Source organism: Klebsiella sp. RCJ4 (assembly GCF_009025755.1).
GTDB lineage: Bacteria > Pseudomonadota > Gammaproteobacteria > Enterobacterales > Enterobacteriaceae > Klebsiella > Klebsiella michiganensis.
The window spans coordinates 50,988-67,374 of record NZ_WCIN01000001.1 but is presented as its reverse complement, the minus strand read 5'-3'; the positions used below and the strand labels follow the sequence as shown (position 1 = coordinate 67,374).

Annotated in this window: 15 protein-coding genes; 9 read left to right on the top strand and 6 right to left on the bottom strand. The window is 57.5% G+C overall.

Annotation, left to right across the window (positions count from 1 at the left end):
• Window positions 1-48: 48 nt before the first annotated feature.
• The 5 genes from rhlE to F8562_RS00325 form a co-directional block, all read right to left on the bottom strand.
• Complete coding sequence (gene rhlE, locus F8562_RS00345) at window positions 49-1,398, bottom strand: ATP-dependent RNA helicase RhlE (protein WP_004849082.1); 1,350 nt, start codon at window positions 1,396-1,398, stop codon at window positions 49-51.
• 300 nt (window positions 1,399-1,698) lie between these two features.
• Window positions 1,699-2,691: a transketolase family protein gene (locus F8562_RS00340; RefSeq protein ID WP_014837873.1), complete on the bottom strand. Its 993-nt coding sequence runs from the start codon at window positions 2,689-2,691 to the stop codon at window positions 1,699-1,701.
• Window positions 2,691-3,536, bottom strand: a complete 846-nt coding sequence (locus tag F8562_RS00335; RefSeq protein ID WP_014228507.1) for a transketolase — start codon at window positions 3,534-3,536, stop codon at window positions 2,691-2,693. The genes F8562_RS00340 and F8562_RS00335 overlap by 1 nt, the downstream gene beginning before the upstream one ends.
• A gap of 13 nt (window positions 3,537-3,549) precedes the next feature.
• Window positions 3,550-4,299, bottom strand: coding sequence for an SDR family NAD(P)-dependent oxidoreductase (locus F8562_RS00330; RefSeq protein ID WP_014228506.1), 750 nt, complete (start codon window positions 4,297-4,299; stop codon window positions 3,550-3,552).
• A gap of 49 nt (window positions 4,300-4,348) precedes the next feature.
• Entirely contained in the window at window positions 4,349-5,680 is a 1,332-nt protein-coding gene (locus tag F8562_RS00325) for an MFS transporter (RefSeq protein ID WP_014228505.1), read from the bottom strand.
• Window positions 5,681-6,022: 342 nt separating this feature from the next.
• On the opposite strand from F8562_RS00325, the gene F8562_RS00315 reads away from it, so the two are divergent.
• The 6 genes from F8562_RS00315 (at window position 6,023) to F8562_RS00290 (ending at window position 12,741) form a co-directional block, all read left to right on the top strand.
• Window positions 6,023-6,946 (top strand): LysR substrate-binding domain-containing protein, encoded by a 924-nt coding sequence (locus tag F8562_RS00315; protein WP_014837871.1) that lies wholly within the window; start codon window positions 6,023-6,025, stop codon window positions 6,944-6,946.
• Between the two features lie 71 nt (window positions 6,947-7,017).
• Entirely contained in the window at window positions 7,018-7,695 is a 678-nt protein-coding gene (gene cecR, locus F8562_RS00310) for a transcriptional regulator CecR (RefSeq protein WP_014228503.1), read from the top strand.
• The gene (gene hlyD / locus F8562_RS00305; protein WP_014228502.1) at window positions 7,692-8,684 is read left to right on the top strand and encodes a secretion protein HlyD; all 993 of its coding nucleotides are present in this window, start codon (window positions 7,692-7,694) and stop codon (window positions 8,682-8,684) included. The genes cecR and hlyD overlap by 4 nt, the downstream gene beginning before the upstream one ends.
• Complete coding sequence (locus F8562_RS00300) at window positions 8,681-10,420, top strand: ATP-binding cassette domain-containing protein (RefSeq protein WP_014837869.1); 1,740 nt, start codon at window positions 8,681-8,683, stop codon at window positions 10,418-10,420. The genes hlyD and F8562_RS00300 overlap by 4 nt, the downstream gene beginning before the upstream one ends.
• Window positions 10,410-11,543: an ABC transporter permease gene (locus F8562_RS00295; RefSeq protein WP_014837868.1), complete on the top strand. Its 1,134-nt coding sequence runs from the start codon at window positions 10,410-10,412 to the stop codon at window positions 11,541-11,543. The genes F8562_RS00300 and F8562_RS00295 overlap by 11 nt, the downstream gene beginning before the upstream one ends.
• Window positions 11,544-11,634: 91 nt before the next feature.
• Window positions 11,635-12,741 carry an ABC transporter permease gene (locus tag F8562_RS00290; RefSeq protein WP_004849064.1) on the top strand — a complete coding sequence of 369 codons (1,107 nt, stop codon included), beginning with the start codon at window positions 11,635-11,637 and terminating at the stop codon, window positions 12,739-12,741.
• A gap of 60 nt (window positions 12,742-12,801) precedes the next feature.
• On the opposite strand, the gene F8562_RS00285 is transcribed toward F8562_RS00290, so the two are convergent.
• The gene (locus tag F8562_RS00285) at window positions 12,802-13,239 is read right to left on the bottom strand and encodes a YbhQ family protein (protein WP_004130686.1); all 438 of its coding nucleotides are present in this window, start codon (window positions 13,237-13,239) and stop codon (window positions 12,802-12,804) included.
• Between the two features lie 143 nt (window positions 13,240-13,382).
• On the opposite strand from F8562_RS00285, the gene F8562_RS00280 reads away from it, so the two are divergent.
• The 3 genes from F8562_RS00280 to F8562_RS00270 are packed head-to-tail and all read left to right on the top strand — an operon-like array spanning window position 13,383 to window position 16,338.
• Window positions 13,383-14,132, top strand: coding sequence for an endonuclease/exonuclease/phosphatase family protein (locus tag F8562_RS00280; protein WP_014228498.1), 750 nt, complete (start codon window positions 13,383-13,385; stop codon window positions 14,130-14,132).
• A complete protein-coding gene (gene clsB, locus F8562_RS00275) occupies window positions 14,129-15,373 on the top strand; it encodes a cardiolipin synthase ClsB (protein WP_014837867.1) in 1,245 nt (414 codons plus the stop codon). The genes F8562_RS00280 and clsB overlap by 4 nt, the downstream gene beginning before the upstream one ends.
• Window positions 15,373-16,338 (top strand): lysylphosphatidylglycerol synthase domain-containing protein, encoded by a 966-nt coding sequence (locus F8562_RS00270; RefSeq protein WP_014837866.1) that lies wholly within the window; start codon window positions 15,373-15,375, stop codon window positions 16,336-16,338. The genes clsB and F8562_RS00270 overlap by 1 nt, the downstream gene beginning before the upstream one ends.
• The last annotated feature ends 49 nt before the right edge of the window (window positions 16,339-16,387 follow it).

The following is a 16,387-nucleotide window of genomic DNA, read 5'->3' as shown; positions in this document are numbered from 1 at the left end:
GCTTAGCCGCGCGATCGCGGCTCTCGCCACAGGAGTGACGGGATAGTGTTACTCCGCCGCGGCGGGTTTGCGCGGGCGACGACGGCGAGGAGGCTTACCGTCCTGAGTTCGCGCTTTCGGCGCTTCGCCATCGGTACGACGCGGAGCGGACTGCTGACCGCGACCTTGCCCCTGGCCACCGCGGCCCTGACTCTGGCCACCGCGACCGCCGCCGCGCTGCTGCTGACGACCGTTCTGAATCGGCTCGGCTTTAATCGATGGATCCGGCTCGTAGCCCGCCAGGGCAATACGCGGGATCTCTTTTTTCAGCAAGCGTTCGATATCATGCAGCAGTTTATGTTCATCAACGCAAACCAGCGACAGCGCTTCACCCGTGGCCGCGGCGCGCCCGGTACGACCGATACGGTGCACATAGTCTTCCGGTACGTTTGGCAGCTCGTAGTTCACCACGTGCGGCAGCTCTTCAATATCCAGACCGCGCGCGGCGATATCGGTGGCCACCAGTACGCGAATGCCGCCGGATTTAAAGTCAGCCAATGCGCGGGTACGCGCGCCCTGGCTCTTGTTGCCGTGAATAGCGGCGCTGCGGATGCCGTCTTTATTGAGCTGTTCCGCCAGATGGTTTGCGCCGTGCTTGGTGCGGGTAAAGACCAGCACCTGCTGCCAGTTACCTTCACCGATCATCTGCGACAGCAGCTCACGTTTGCGCTTTTTATCGACAAAATGCACCAGCTGGCTCACCTGCTCAGAGGCGGTGTTGCGGCGGGCGACTTCGATCTCCAGCGGGTTATGCAGCAGCTTTTCCGCCAGCGATTTAATGTCATCGGAGAAGGTTGCGGAGAACAGCAGGTTCTGACGTCTGGCCGGCAGCTTCGCCAGCACCCGGCGAATATCGTGAATAAAGCCCATATCCAGCATACGGTCGGCTTCGTCCAGCACCAGCACTTCGACTTTGTCGAGGCTCACGGCGTTCTGATGTTCAAGATCCAGCAGACGACCCGGCGTTGCCACCAGGATATCGACGCCGCTGCGCAGCTTCATCATCTGCGGATTAATGCTCACGCCGCCGAACACCACCAGCGAGCGAACGTTGAGGTATTTGCTGTAATCACGGACGTTCTCGCCAATTTGCGCCGCCAGCTCGCGCGTTGGGGTCAGGATCAGCGCACGCACCGGGCGACGCCCTTTAGCATGCGGCTCCTTTTGGATCAGATGCTGAAGCAGCGGCAGCGTAAATCCCGCCGTTTTGCCGGTACCGGTCTGAGCGCTGGCCATCAGATCGCGCCCCTGTAATACTGCCGGGATAGCCTGCTGCTGAATTGGGGTTGGCTCAACGTAGCCCTGCTCAGCGACGGCGCGCAGGATTTCAGGATTCAGGCCAAGGGAATCAAAAGACATAACAACTCCGAACCGCCCCGGCCCGTCACAGGCGTAGTTTTCAGGGAGATTATTGCGAAAGAGATGGCAAAAACCACAATGCCATGAAGCTGCGCAGTCTAGCAGATTTTGTGACGAACCGCATAAAATCTGCCGAAAAGAATCCTCCGGCTAACAAACCACTGCTCCCCGTCCTGTCGATGAGAAGCGGCGATGGCGCTTCGCGCCAGGCGTCCCCGAAATAGCCCGTTTAATGCCTCGACGGGGAAACCGCGAACAAAAGCAGAGAAACGCCGCCGCAGAACGCGGCGGCGAAGGCGATTAACGCAGGCGATACTTAATTTTTTCGACCATCTTCGCGGTGGAGATGCCGTAGCGGTCGTGCAGCGTCGGAAGCGCGCCGGCCAGCAGGAATTCGTCAGGCAAACCGACGGTATCCAGCTCGCAGCGTACGCCTTTACGCATCAGCAGCGCGGCAACCGCCTCCCCCAGCCCGCCGACCGACGTGTGGTTTTCCGCGGTCACCACCAGACGGCCGGGCTTCGAAGCCTGCGCAACGATCGTTTTTTCATCAAGCGGTTTGATGGTGGGGACATGCAGCACCGCCGCGCTGATATTATCGGCCCGCAGTTTTTCAACCGCCTCGAGGGCGCGCATGGTCATCAGCCCGGAAGAGATAATCAGTACATCGTTACCGTCCTCCAGCAGCTTCGCCTTGCCCAGCTCAAACTGATAATCATATTTATCGAGCACCAGCGGCACCTTACCGCGCAATAGACGCATATACACCGGACCGTCGTGGTCGGCAATCGCCGGTACCGCCTGCTCTATCTCCAGCGCATCGCAGGGATCGACGATGACCATGCCGGGAATGCCGCGCATAATCGCCAGATCTTCCGTTGCCTGATGGCTCGGCCCGTAGCCGGTGGTCAGGCCCGGCAGCGCCGCGCAGATCTTCACGTTCAGATGCTCTTCGGCGATGACCTGATGGATAAAATCATAGGCGCGACGGGTGGCAAAAGCGGCGTAGGTGGTGGCGAAGGGAATAAATCCCTCCTTCGCCATTCCCCCGGCGGCTCCCATCAGCAGCTGCTCCGCCATTCCCATCTGGAAGAAGCGATCCGGAAAGGCCTGGGCGAAAATATGCAGATCGGTATACTTTGACAGGTCCGCGGTCATACCGACGATTTCCGGGCGCTGGGCCGCCAGCTTCGAGAGCGCGACGCCAAACGGCGCGGAAACGGTCGCCTGACCTTCATCAGCAATGGAGGCGATCATCGCCGACGTTTTTAAGCGTGGTTTACTCTGGCTCATTACAGCACTCCTTCCGGTTTGTTGGCGTCCAGCACCGCAATCGCTTTTTGCCATTCGTCGGCATCGACGCGGATAAAATGGTTCTTATCGCGGGTTTCAAGGAACGGCACCCCTTTGCCCATCAGCGTGTCGCATAAAATGACCCGCGGCTGGTTGCCCGCATGATTTTTCGCGTTATCAAAGGCGGCCACCACCGCCGCCAGATCGTTACCGTCCACGCGCTGCACGTACCAGCCGAAGGCGGCCCATTTTTCATGCAGCGGCTCAAAGCCGAGAATTTTGCGCGAATCGCCGTCCGCCTGCTGTTTGTTAACGTCAACGAGGTTAATCAGGTTAGTCAGGCCGTAGTGGGCCGCCGACATCGCCGCTTCCCAGGTTGAACCTTCGTCCAGCTCCCCATCCGACATAGAGTTAAAAACCCAGGATGCGCTGCCCTTCTTCTTCAGACCGAGCGCCATCCCGACGGCGATGGAGAGCCCCTGCCCCAGCGAGCCGCCGGACATCTCCATTCCAGGCGTATAGGTCGCCATGCCCGACATCGGCAGGCGGCTGTCGTCGGAACCGTAGGTCTCCAGCTCCTCTTCCGGGATAATTCCCGCTTCCAGCAGCGCCGCATAATAGGCGATGGCGTAATGGCCGTGAGAGAGCAGAAAACGGTCACGCCCTTCCCACTGCGGATCTTCCGGACGGTAGCGCATCGCGTGGCTGAAGGCGGTGGCCAGCACATCCGCATAGCCTAATGCCTGGCCGATATAGCCCTGTCCCTGGACTTCGCCCATTTGCAGGGCATAGCGACGGATACGCCACGCCGCCGCGGCAACTTGTTGTGTTTCTGTCATCTTCATCTGCTTGCCTCGCTTAGTGGATTAACATGCCGCCGTTCACGTCCAGGGTGATACCGGTCGAGTAGGAAGAGAGATCGCTGCCGAGGAACAGGGCGGCACGCGCGATATCCACCGCATCGCCCAGACGGTTCATCGGGATCCCGGCGAGGATATTGGCCGTCATGTCGTCGGTCAGCTTGCCGGCGGTAATATCGGTCTGAATCAGCCCCGGCGTGATGCAGTTTACGCGGACGTTATCCGGGCCAAGCTCGCGCGCCATCGCCCGCGCCAGGCCGAGCACACCGGCTTTTGCCGCGCTGTAGTGCGGGCCGCCGAAGATACCGCCGCCGCGCTGGGCGGAAACCGATGAGATACAGACAATGCTGCCCGATTTTTGCGCCCGCATTGCCGGAATAACCGCCTGCGACATCAGCAGCGTGCCGCGCAGGCTGACGTCCAGCACCGCGTCATAGTTGGCACGCTTAATTTCCATCAGCTTCAGCGGCTGGGTAATGCCGGCGTTATTCACCAGCACATCGACCCGGCCATATTTCGCCAGAATCTGTTCGATTGCCGCCTGCACCTGAACTTCATCGGCGACGTTCGCTGCCAGACCAAGATGGCCTTCGCCCAGAGCCGCCGCAGCGGCTTTGCTGGCTTCGCCATTGAGGTCGATAATGACCACGCTGGCGCCGTTCTCGGCAAATAATTTGGCGGTGGCAAAACCCAAACCGCGTGCGGAGGCCGCGCCAGTAATAATGGCGACTTTATCTTTTAATAACATATTTTCACTCCATGACATGACGTCATATTAATTAACAGAAATATTGCCGTTATTGTGGCTCATCGAGGAAAAGAATCACCACCAGACCTATTGCGGCGCAGATACCAAAATAGGTAAATACAGAATTAAAGCTGCCGGTCTGATCAAGTAAAAAACCGGCGGCCATCGGGGCGACAAAGCCGCCAAGGTTGCCGCCGCTATTAATAATAGAAGAGGCAATTGGATAGGTTTTACTGTCCGAAACGGCCATTCCGTAGGCGGTAAAAGCCGGCCAGCCAATATTCAAACAAAAACCGACAAAGAATAATCCAATACATACCGCCCAGGTGCTTGCTGGAATGTTCAGCATAATGAGCATCATGACCACGGTTGAAATCGCGGTGAACATCATGGTGGGTTTACGCCGGCGGCCTAACACTTTATCCGAGATCCAACCTCCGCCAATCGCGCCAATAAAGCCGCCGATGCACGGCATACTCGCCACGAAGCCCATACTCATCACGTCAAAACCGCGCTCTTTCACTAAATACAGCGGGATCCACGTTAATAACCCGTACAGCACGCTGACCATCATAAAATAGGCCAGACAGTCACCAAGAATATTTTTCGAGGTAAATAATCCTTTCGCCGTATCGACAGGCGCCATCTTTTTCACCCGAATAATTTTATCCAGCCAGGTGAAGCGGTCGGCAATTAATATATTTTCGCGGACGGCGTTTTTATCAGTTTCACGCCCGGCATTAATCTCTTCCAGTTCGCGTTGCGAAACAAATCCGCTTTCCGCGGGCGTTGACTTAACCAACAGGTACCACGCGACCGCCGCCACAATCCCCGGTATCGCAAAGGAGAAAAAGACCCATCGCCAGCCCCAGGTAACCGCGATCCACACCGCCAGCGGCGGTACGATTATCGGCGCAAACATGGTGGCGGCGATGTAGACGCCCGTTGCCGTGGCTTTCTCTTTCGGCGGGAACCAGTTATTAATGGTTGAAGCCAGCCCCACCGGGCACGGCCCTTCGCTAAGCCCCAGCCCCAGTCGCACCATCTTCAGGCCAAACACCGAGCTCACGGTGCCCATCAGCCAGGTAAAAGCGGAAAAGCCGAAAATAGACAGCGAGACCAGTCCCCGGGTGCCGCGTCTGGCAATAAAAAAACCGGCCGGGATCTGGCTTACCGCATAGCCGAGGAAAAACATGCTGGCGATGGCCCCGGCCTCAAAGTTGTTGATATGAAACTCGTCAATGATAAACGGCAGTACCGCGCCGATATTCGTTCTGTCGGCGTAATTTATGGCATACACCAGGAAAATCATCGTCAATACCACGAAACGATATTTTGTTTTTCTGGCGTCAGTACAGACAACAGTATCTATACGTGACATAGGGTATCCTCTTTATTTTTTTATGTTTTTGTCGCGACCCTTACCGCATCGCGCCCTGTTATCAGGCCTGTAGTTGCAATATAACAATCCCAAAAAGAAAGGGTATTCAAAAAAGCTCAATTGCGCGTGAGAAAAATTTGCTTCGTGACTGCACTCAAATTCCTGTCAATTATTTTTTTCGAGAGTTGTGCATTTAAAACTGTTAACTTCATCACGGATTGTGCCATCACTTATTTTCCGGCTGTGCTATGCTGACCATCATTTTCTGGGATAACGGCTGGACGTCCTTCTTTCTGAGTAAAAAAATCGCCTTGCGTTATTCCCCCCCCGCCGGAGGAAATCATGAACCAGCCGCTGCAGAATAAAAGCTTGCCGATGCCATCCTTACGTAATATTCAGGCATTTATTGAAGTGGCCGATACCGGCAGCCTGAACCTGGCGGCAGAGAATCTTAATATTACGGCCTCCGCGGTAAGTCATCAGATAGCCAGCCTGGAACAGTATCTGGGGAAAAAGATATTTTCCCGTAGCAGTAAAGGGATGGTATTAACCACAATTGGCGAAAAATACCTTAAAGAGGTTTCCGGGGCGTTAAATATTATTGGTCAGGCCACTAACCAGGTGATTAATGATATCCACCAGGATTATTTACGGATTCATTCCGCGCCGAGCTTTGGATTATTGTGGCTGATGCCCCGTCTGAATAAATTTCGCCAGGCCTGGCCGGAGCTTAAAATTAGCCTGACCTGCTCTTATGAAAGCATCCAGTTCTCCCGCGATAATATTGATATCGATATTCGCCACGGGCTCTCACAGTGGCCAACCCTGGTGGTCAAGACCATAAAAAATGAACGCGTGCTCCCCTTTAGCTCATCGACTTATTTAGCCGGCCGCGACGTTCAGTCCATTGAAGACCTGCTGGCCTGCGACCTTATTCATTCCGATAGCACGCTGATCGGCTGGAGCAACTGGCTGTCGTGGCATAAGGTTCGCGGCTGGAATAAAAACTTTATTTTTAATTTCGACCGCTCCTATATGAGTATTGAGGCTGCCCGGATGGGAATGGGGATTATTCTTGAGAGTAATTTGCTGGCCGGGCAGAGCGTGAGCCAACGCCACCTGGAACCCGTCTTTACCCGCGACGTCAGCATGCCGGTTAACGCGCATCACTTCGTTTTACCGCACCCGAATGAACAAAAAGAGAAAGTGAAGATCTTCTTTGCCTGGGTTGCCGAAGAGCTGAGTCGCGAAGGATTTCATATCTAGCAGCAAACGGTGGACAAACCGCCAACCTGCGCCTAGAGTTAATCAATCGATTGATTAACTTTTCTCGCGCGATGACAACCACTCCCACGACCAGTAAGGGCGAGCAGGCGAAAAGCCAGCTTATCGCCGCCGCAATCGCCCAGTTTGGCGAATACGGCCTGCACGCCACAACCCGCGATATTGCCGCCCAGGCCGGGCAGAATATCGCCGCCATTACCTACTATTTTGGTTCCAAGGACGATCTCTATCTCGCCTGCGCCCAGTGGATTGCCGATTTTATCGAGCACAATTTCCGCCCCCACGCGCAGGCGGCGGAAGCGCTGTGCGCTGAGCCTGTTCCGGATAAAGCCGCCATGCGCACCCTGATACTGGGCGCCTGCCAGAATATGATTTTGCTGCTGACCCAGGACGACACCGTCAATTTGAGCAAATTTATCTCCCGCGAGCAGCTGTCGCCAACGCCGGCCTACCGGCTCATCCACGATCAGGTGATTGCTCCGCTACACTGCTACCTGACCCGCTTAATCGCCGCCTATACCGGCCTTAACGCTGACAGCACGGAAATGGTCCTCCACACCCACGCGCTGCTGGGCGAAGTTCTCGCTTTTCGCCTTGGTAGGGAAACGGTGTTGCGCCGCGCGGGCTGGGCTGAGTTCGATCGGGACAAAACCGCGCAAATTATTGAGGTTATCACCTGCCATATTGATTTCGTTCTGGAAGGATTATCGCAAAGGAGTCTGGAGTCATGAAAAAACCGCTCATCGTCGTTGTGCTGCTTCTCCTGCTGGCCGCTGTCATTGGCGGAGGCTGGTGGTGGTACCAGAGCAGCCAGCAGAAAGCGCTCACGCTGTATGGCAACGTGGATATTCGTACCGTCAACCTCAGCTTCCGCGTGGGCGGGCGGCTGGCGTCGCTCAGCGTCGACGAGGGCGATGCGATTAAAGCCGGGCAGACCCTGGGCGAGCTGGACCGAGCGCCCTACGAGAATGCCCTGCAGCAGGCTCAGGCCAACGTTTCCACCGCCCAGGCGCAGTACGACCTGATGATGGCGGGGTATCGCTCGGAAGAGATCGCTCAGGCCGCCGCCGCGGTCAACCAGGCGCAGGCCGCTTACGACTATGCGCAGAATTTTTACCAGCGCCAGCTGGGGCTGCGCAAAAGCAGCGCCATCTCCGCTAACGACCTGGAAAACGCCCGCTCATCGCGCGATCAGGCCCAGGCGACGCTGAAGTCCGCGCAGGATAAGCTGCGCCAGTACCGCGCCGGTAATCGTCCGCAGGAAATCGCCCAGGCCAAAGCCAGCCTTGAACAGGCGCAGGCCGCGCTGGCACAGGCGAAGCTGGATCTGCACGATACCACGCTGGCCTCGCCGTCCGACGGGACGCTGATGACCCGCGCCGTCGAGCCGGGCAGCATGCTCAGCGCTGGCGGCACGGTGATGACGTTATCGTTAACCCATCCGGTGTGGGTGCGCGCCTATATCGATGAAAAAAACCTCGGTCAGGCCCAGCCGGGTCGCGAAGTGCTGCTTTACACCGATAGTCGCCCGGATAAACCCTACCGCGGCAAAATCGGCTTCGTCTCCCCAACCGCTGAATTCACGCCGAAAACTGTGGAAACGCCGGACCTGCGCACCGATCTGGTTTATCGCCTGCGTATTGTGGTCACCGATGCCGACGACGCGCTGCGCCAGGGAATGCCGGTCACCGTCACCTTCAGTCACGGAAACGGCCAATGAGCGAGGACGTGATTACGCTGAGCGGCCTGACCCGGCGCTTTGCCGGCATGGATCGCCCGGCCGTCGCGCCGCTGGACTGCACCATTCACTCCGGCTATGTGACCGGTCTGGTGGGCCCGGATGGCGCCGGAAAAACCACCCTGATGCGCATGCTCGCCGGGCTGCTGAAGCCCGACGCAGGCAGCGCAAAAGTGATCGGCTTCGACCCGATTGCCGACGACAGCGCCCTGCATGCGGTGCTCGGCTATATGCCGCAGAAATTCGGCCTGTATGAAGATCTGACGGTGATGGAAAACCTGACGCTCTACGCCGATCTGCGCAGCGTGACCGGCGAGGCGCGGGAAAAAACCTTCGCCAGGCTGCTGGAATTTACCTCCCTCGGCCCCTTTACCGGCCGGCTGGCGGGCAAGCTTTCCGGCGGCATGAAGCAGAAACTGGGCCTGGCCTGCACCCTCGTCGGCGAACCGAAAGTCCTGCTGCTGGACGAACCCGGCGTCGGCGTCGACCCTATCTCGCGCCGTGAACTGTGGCAGATGGTGCACGAACTGGCGGGCGACGGAATGCTGATCCTCTGGAGCACCTCTTATCTTGATGAGGCCGAGCAGTGCCGGGACGTTCTGTTGATGAACGAGGGCCAGCTGCTCTACCAGGGGGCGCCAAAAGAGCTGACGCAGACCATGGCCGGACGCAGCTTTTTGGTTTCCAGCGCCCGGGAGAATAACCGCCGCCTCCTCCAGCGTACGCTGAAGCTGCCGCAGGTCAGCGATGGCGTGATTCAGGGTAAATCGGTACGCCTGATCCTTAAAAAAGAGGCCAGCATCAGCGATGTACAGAAGGCTGGCGCTATGCCGCCGCTGGAGGTCGCCGAAACCGCGCCGCGCTTCGAGGATGCCTTTATCGACCTGCTGGGCGGCGCCGGTACTGCCGAATCGCCGCTGGGCAACATTATCCACACCGTGGAAGGCTCCCGTGAGGACACGGTGATTGAAGCGCAGACCCTGACCAAGAAATTCGGCGATTTTGCCGCCACCGACCACGTCGATTTTCAGGTCAAACGCGGGGAGATTTTCGGCCTCCTCGGGCCTAACGGCGCAGGAAAGTCCACGACGTTTAAGATGATGTGCGGCCTGCTGGTCCCCACCTCCGGGAAAGCGCTGGTGCTGGGCATGGACCTGAAAGTCAGCTCCGGCAAGGCGCGTCAGCATTTGGGCTATATGGCACAGAAGTTCTCGCTCTACGGCAACCTTTCCGTTGAGCAGAACCTGCGCTTCTTCTCCGGCGTCTACGGCCTGCGCGGACGGGCGCAGAACGACAAAATCGCCAGCATGAGCGAGGCGTTTGGCCTGAAAAGCATCGCCCGGCAGGCCGCCGACGATCTGCCGCTCGGCTATAAACAGCGCCTGGCGCTGGCCTGCTCGCTGATGCACGAGCCGGATATCCTGTTTCTTGATGAACCCACTTCCGGAGTCGATCCCCTCACCCGCCGCGAATTCTGGCTGCATATCAATAGCATGGTGGATAAAGGCGTGACGGTGATGGTCACTACCCACTTTATGGATGAAGCGGAGTATTGCGATCGTATCGGCCTGGTCTATCGCGGCAAACTGATCGCCAGCGGCACGCCGGACGATCTGAAGGCGCTGGCGGCGGATGATGAACAGCCTGACCCGACGATGGAGCAGGCGTTTATCACCCTCATTCACGACTGGGATAAGGAGAACGCCGGTGAGCGCTAAACTGCTATCGTGGCGGCGCGTACGCGCCCTGTGCGTGAAAGAGACGCGGCAGATTGTCCGCGACCCCAGCAGCTGGCTGATTGCGGTGGTCATCCCCCTGCTGCTGCTGTTTATCTTTGGCTACGGGATTAACCTCGACTCCAGCAAGCTGCGGGTGGGCGTGCTGCTGGAGCAGCAGAGCGAAGAGGCGCTGGATTTTGTCCATACCATGACCGGCTCCCCTTATATTGACGCCACCATCAGCGATAACCGCCAGGAACTGGTGCAGATGATGCAGGCGGGACGCATTCGCGCCCTGGTCACCCTACCGGTGGACTTCGACCAGAAGATGGCCCGTCCCGGCGACGACGCGCCGATCCAGCTCATCACCGACGGCAGCGAACCCAATACCGCTAACTTCGCCCAGGGCTACGTCGAAGGCATCTGGCAAATCTGGCAGCAGCAGCGGGCGGAAGATCGCGGTGAAACCTTCGAGCCGCTGATCGACGTGCAGATGCGCTACTGGTTTAACCCGGCCGCCATCAGCCAGCATTTTATTATCCCCGGCGCGATTACCATCATTATGACGGTGGTCGGCGCGATCCTGACCTCGCTGGTGGTGGCCCGCGAGTGGGAACGCGGCACGATGGAAGCGCTGCTGTCGACCGAAATTACCCGCGCCGAGCTGCTGCTGTGCAAGCTGATCCCCTACTATTTCCTCGGCATGCTGGCGATGCTGCTGTGTATGCTGGTGGCGGTGTTTATTCTCGGCGTGCCGTTCCGCGGTTCGCTGGTGATTCTGTTTTTTATTACCAGCCTGTTTTTGCTGAGTACCCTGGGCATGGGGCTGCTGATTTCCACCATTACCCGCAACCAGTTTAACGCCGCGCAGGTCGCGCTGAATGCCGCGTTCCTGCCGTCAATCATGCTCTCCGGGTTTATTTTTCAGATAGACAGCATGCCGGCGATAATCCGCGCGGTGACCTACGTGATCCCGGCGCGCTATTTTGTCAGCACCCTGCAAAGCCTGTTTCTGGCGGGCAACATCCCGGTGGTGCTGCTGGTGAACGTGATGTTTTTAATCGCCTCGGCGGTGATGTTTATCGGCCTGACGTGGCTGAAAACCAAACGGCGTCTGGATTAATTTGCCTGCGTGCTCCCCGGTACAAGGGCTGGCAAACGGGTAGCCCGGATAAGCGCAGCGCAATCCGGGGATCACAAAGAGAGAATATAAGATGTTTCATCGCTTATGGACGTTAATCCGCAAAGAGCTACAGTCGCTGTTGCGCGAACCGCAGACGCGGGCGATTTTGATTATGCCGGTGCTCATTCAGGTGCTGCTGTTCCCCTTTGCCGCCACGCTGGAGGTAACGAACGCCACCATCGCCATCTATAACGAAGACAACGGCAAGCACGCCGTGGAGCTGACCCAGCGCTTTGCCCGCGCCAAAGCCTTCACCCACGTGCTGTTACTGAAAAGCCCTCAGGAAATAAGACCGACCATCGATGAACAAAAAGCGCTATTGGTCGTGCGTTTCCCGGCGGATTTTTCGCGCAACCTCGACACCAACCAGACCGCCCCGCTCCAGCTGCTGCTGGACGGGCGCAACTCCAACAGCGCACAAATTGCCGCCAACTACCTCCAGCAGATCGTCAAAAGCTATCAGCAGGACCTGCTGGAAGGCAAAGCCAAACCGAACAATAGCGAGCTGGTGGTACGCAACTGGTATAACCCGAATCTCGATTACAAATGGTTCGTGGTGCCGTCGCTGATCGCCATGATCACCACCATCGGCGTAATGATCGTCACCTCGCTCTCCGTTGCCCGCGAGCGCGAACAGGGAACGCTCGACCAGCTGCTGGTCTCGCCGCTGGCAACCTGGCAGATCTTTATCGGTAAAGCGGTCCCGGCGCTAATTGTCGCCACCCTGCAGGCGACCATCGTGCTGGGGATCGGTATCTGGGCCTATCAGATTCCCTTCGCTGGCTCACTGCTGCTGTTTTACTTCACGATGATCGTTTACGGTCTGTCGCTGGTAGGATTCGGACTGCTGATTTCGTCGCTGTGCTCCACGCAGCAGCAGGCGTTTATCGGCGTATTCGTCTTTATGATGCCGGCGATTTTACTCTCCGGCTACGTTTCGCCGGTGGAAAATATGCCGGTATGGCTACAAAACCTGACGTGGGTGAACCCGATTCGTCATTTCACCGATATCACCAAGCAGATCTATTTGAAGGATGCGAGTCTGGAAATCGTGTGGGGAAGTTTGTGGCCGCTACTGGTCATAGCGGCCACCACCGGCTCGGCGGCGTATGCGATGTTCCGAAGAAAGATCGCGTAATACTCGTCATCGTTCAAGCCACAACTGCGTTGGCTCGCCTTGCTCCCCCCAGTCACATAGTTATCTATGCTTCTGGGGATTCGCTGCGTTGCCGCCTTGTTGTAGCCCGAACGATTTAGCGTATCTGTTTTTATCTTTCGCCAGCAGTGAAACCACCGCCGGACCGGCCAGTATTGCCAGCCCGGCGAGGGCCAGCAGCAGGTTATTGTGCAGCACGCGCGACAGCAGCCACAGCACGATCACCGCGGTACCGAAGTACCAGGTGGTGGTGAGTTCCTCAAGGAAATCACCGACGTCGCGCCAGCGCTCATCGTGATGGCGCTGCAAAAACAGCATCGACACTAACGTGACGCCGTACAGCACGCACAAACCTAATCCGACGCGCACCAGCGCGCCGCTCATCCAACCCATCACCAGTACTGCCACGACCAGTAGATGCAACATAATCTGCCAGCAACTAAGACCCGTTGCGACGCGTACACGTTGTTGCCACTTCATGGCTTCTCTCCTGAAGGATTTTTCTCTGCTACTCAGAGTACCGCACTTTACGGAAAATTCCGTATCACCGCATCTTTTTGTGACCTCTACTACACTATTTCCTACAGGAAAGTGACATTGCCCAGAGAAATAAGGACAAACAAATGCCGCGATTTTCGTTAAACGTGCTGACAATTAACACCCATAAAGGGTTTACTGCGTTCAATCGCCGCTTTATTTTGCCCGAATTACGCGAAGCGGTGCGCAGCGTCAGCGCCGACATTGTTTGCCTGCAGGAGGTGATGGGGGCGCACGAAATTCATCCGCTGCATATCGAAAACTGGCCGGATACCACCCACTATGAGTTTCTGGCCGATACCATGTGGAGCGATTACGCCTACGGCCGCAACGCCGTTTACCCGGAAGGGCATCACGGTAACGCGGTCCTCTCCCGCTTTCCCATTGAACATTATCAAAATCTCGATGTTTCGGTCGGCAACAGCGAAAAGCGCGGCCTGCTCTACTGCCGCATCGTCCCGCCGGAAAGCGGCATCGCTATCCATTTATTCTGCGTGCACCTGGGACTGCGCGCTCATCAACGCCAGGCCCAGCTGACGATGCTGGCGGACTGGGTGAACGGTTTACCCGCGGGCGAACCGGTGGTGGTAGCCGGTGATTTTAACGACTGGCGGCAGCAGGCGAACCGCCAGCTTAAAGCCCAGGCCGGGCTGGAGGAGATTTTTACCCGCGCCAGAGGGCGCCCGGCGCGCACTTTCCCGGTCAGCTTTCCGCTGCTGCGACTTGACCGCATCTATGTAAAAAACGCCCACGCCAGCCAGCCCAGAGCGCTGGCGTTAAAACAGTGGCGTCATCTATCCGATCATGCACCGCTTAGCGTGGAGATACATCTGTGAAATGCAGCTGGCAGGAAGGAAACCGCATTCGGCTATTAGAAAATGGCGATAACTATTATCCGGCGCTGTTTGCCGCCATCGGCCGCGCGCAGCAGCGGGTGATCCTTGAGTCTTTTATCTGGTTTGAAGATGACGTCGGCAAACAGCTCCATGCCGTTCTGTTAAAAGCGGCCCAGCGCGGCGTGCGCGTCGAGGTCTTACTGGACGGCTACGGCTCGCCGGATTTAAGCGAAAGCTTTGTGGGCGAGCTGACGTCGGCTGGCGTGATTTTTCGCTATTACGATCCGCGCCCGCGCCTGCTCGGCATGCGCACCAATTTATTTCGCCGTATGCATCGCAAAATCGTGGTGATTGACGACGTTACCGCCTTTGTCGGCGGCATTAACTACTCCGCCGAGCACATGACCGATTACGGTCCGGAGGCCAAACAGGATTACGCCGTACAGGTCGAAGGGCCGGTGGTGCTCGATATTCTGCAATTTGAACTCGAAAACCTCCCCACCAGCGAAGCGACACGACGCTGGTGGCAGCGGCGTCGGCATAAGCCTGAAATCAACCGCAACCCCGGCGAAGCGCAGGCGCTGTTTATCTGGCGGGATAATCAGGATCATCGCGATGATATTGAGCGTCACTATCTGAAGATGCTGACCAGCGCCCGCCGGGAAGTGATTATCGCTAACGCCTACTTTTTCCCCGGCTATCGGCTGCTGCACGCTATGCGCAACGCTGCCCGCCGCGGCGTGCGCGTTAAGCTCATCGTTCAAGGTGAGCCGGATATTCCGATTGTCAAATTCGGCGCGCGCCTGCTCTACCACTATCTGGTAAAAGGCGGCGTGCAGATTTTCGAATATCGCCGCCGTCCGCTGCACGGCAAAGTGGCGCTGGCGGACGATCACTGGGCCACGGTGGGCTCCAGCAACCTCGACCCCCTGAGCCTGTCGCTGAATCTGGAAGCCAACCTGGTGATTCACGACCGCGAGTTTAACCAGACGCTGCGCGATAATCTCAATGGCTTAATCCTTAACGACTGCCGCGAGGTCGATAAGCGCATTTTGTCGAAACGAACCTGGTGGCGGCTCGGCATTAGCGTGCTGGCGTTCCACTTCCTGCGCCACTTCCCTGCCTGGGTCGGATGGCTACCGGCCCATACGCCGCTGCTGTCGCGGGTTCAGCCCCCGGTACAGCCAGAAATAGAAACCCAGGACCGCGTGGACCCGGAAAACCAGGAGGTGAAATCCTGATGGCGAAATCTCACCCTCGCTGGCGGATGGCGAAAAAAATCCTGACGGTGCTCTTTTTTATCGCCGTCGCCGTTCTGCTGGTGGTCTATGCGCAAAAAATCGACTGGCAGGACGTGTGGAAGGTCATTCGCGATTACAACCGTACGGCGCTGCTCAGCGCCATCGGGTTGGTTATCGCCAGCTACCTGATCTATGGCTGCTACGACCTGCTGGGGCGCGCTTACTGCGGCCACAAGCTGGCTAAACGCCAGGTGATGCTGGTGTCGTTTATCTGCTACGCCTTTAACCTGACGCTCAGCACCTGGGTGGGTGGGATTGGTATGCGCTATCGGCTCTACTCGCGCCTCGGCCTGAGCGGCGCAACCATTACCCGTATCTTCTCTCTGAGCATTACCACCAACTGGCTGGGCTATATTCTGCTCGGCGGCATTATTTTTAGCTCCGGCATGGTGAAGGTGCCCGAGCGCTGGTATATCAGCCAGTCGTCGCTGCAAATTCTGGGCGTCGTTTTACTGCTGATTTCCGCGTTTTACCTGTGGGCCTGCGCCTTTGCTAAAAAGCGCCATCTGACGATAAAAGGCCAGCGGCTGGTGCTGCCGTCCTGGCGCTTCGCGATATTGCAGATGGCGGTTTCCAGCCTGAACTGGATGGCGATGGGGGCGATTATCTGGCTGCTGCTGGGCCCGCAGGTGGACTATTTTCTCGTGCTCGGCGTGCTGCTGGTCAGCAGCATTGCGGGGGTTATCGTGCATATTCCGGCAGGCATTGGCGTGCTTGAGGCGGTATTTATCGCCATGCTTTCCGGGGAAGAGATTTCGCGCGGCGCGATTATTGCCGCCCTGCTTGCCTATCGCGCCCTGTACTACTTCCTGCCGCTGCTGCTGGCGACCATCGGCTACCTGATTCTGGAGAGTCGTGCGAAGCATCTGCGGGAGAAAAACCAGCGCAAGCTGGCGGGCGAGTAGTCAAAAAAGCCCCGGTCGCGCATGCTGACCGGGGCTACAGGTTTACCAC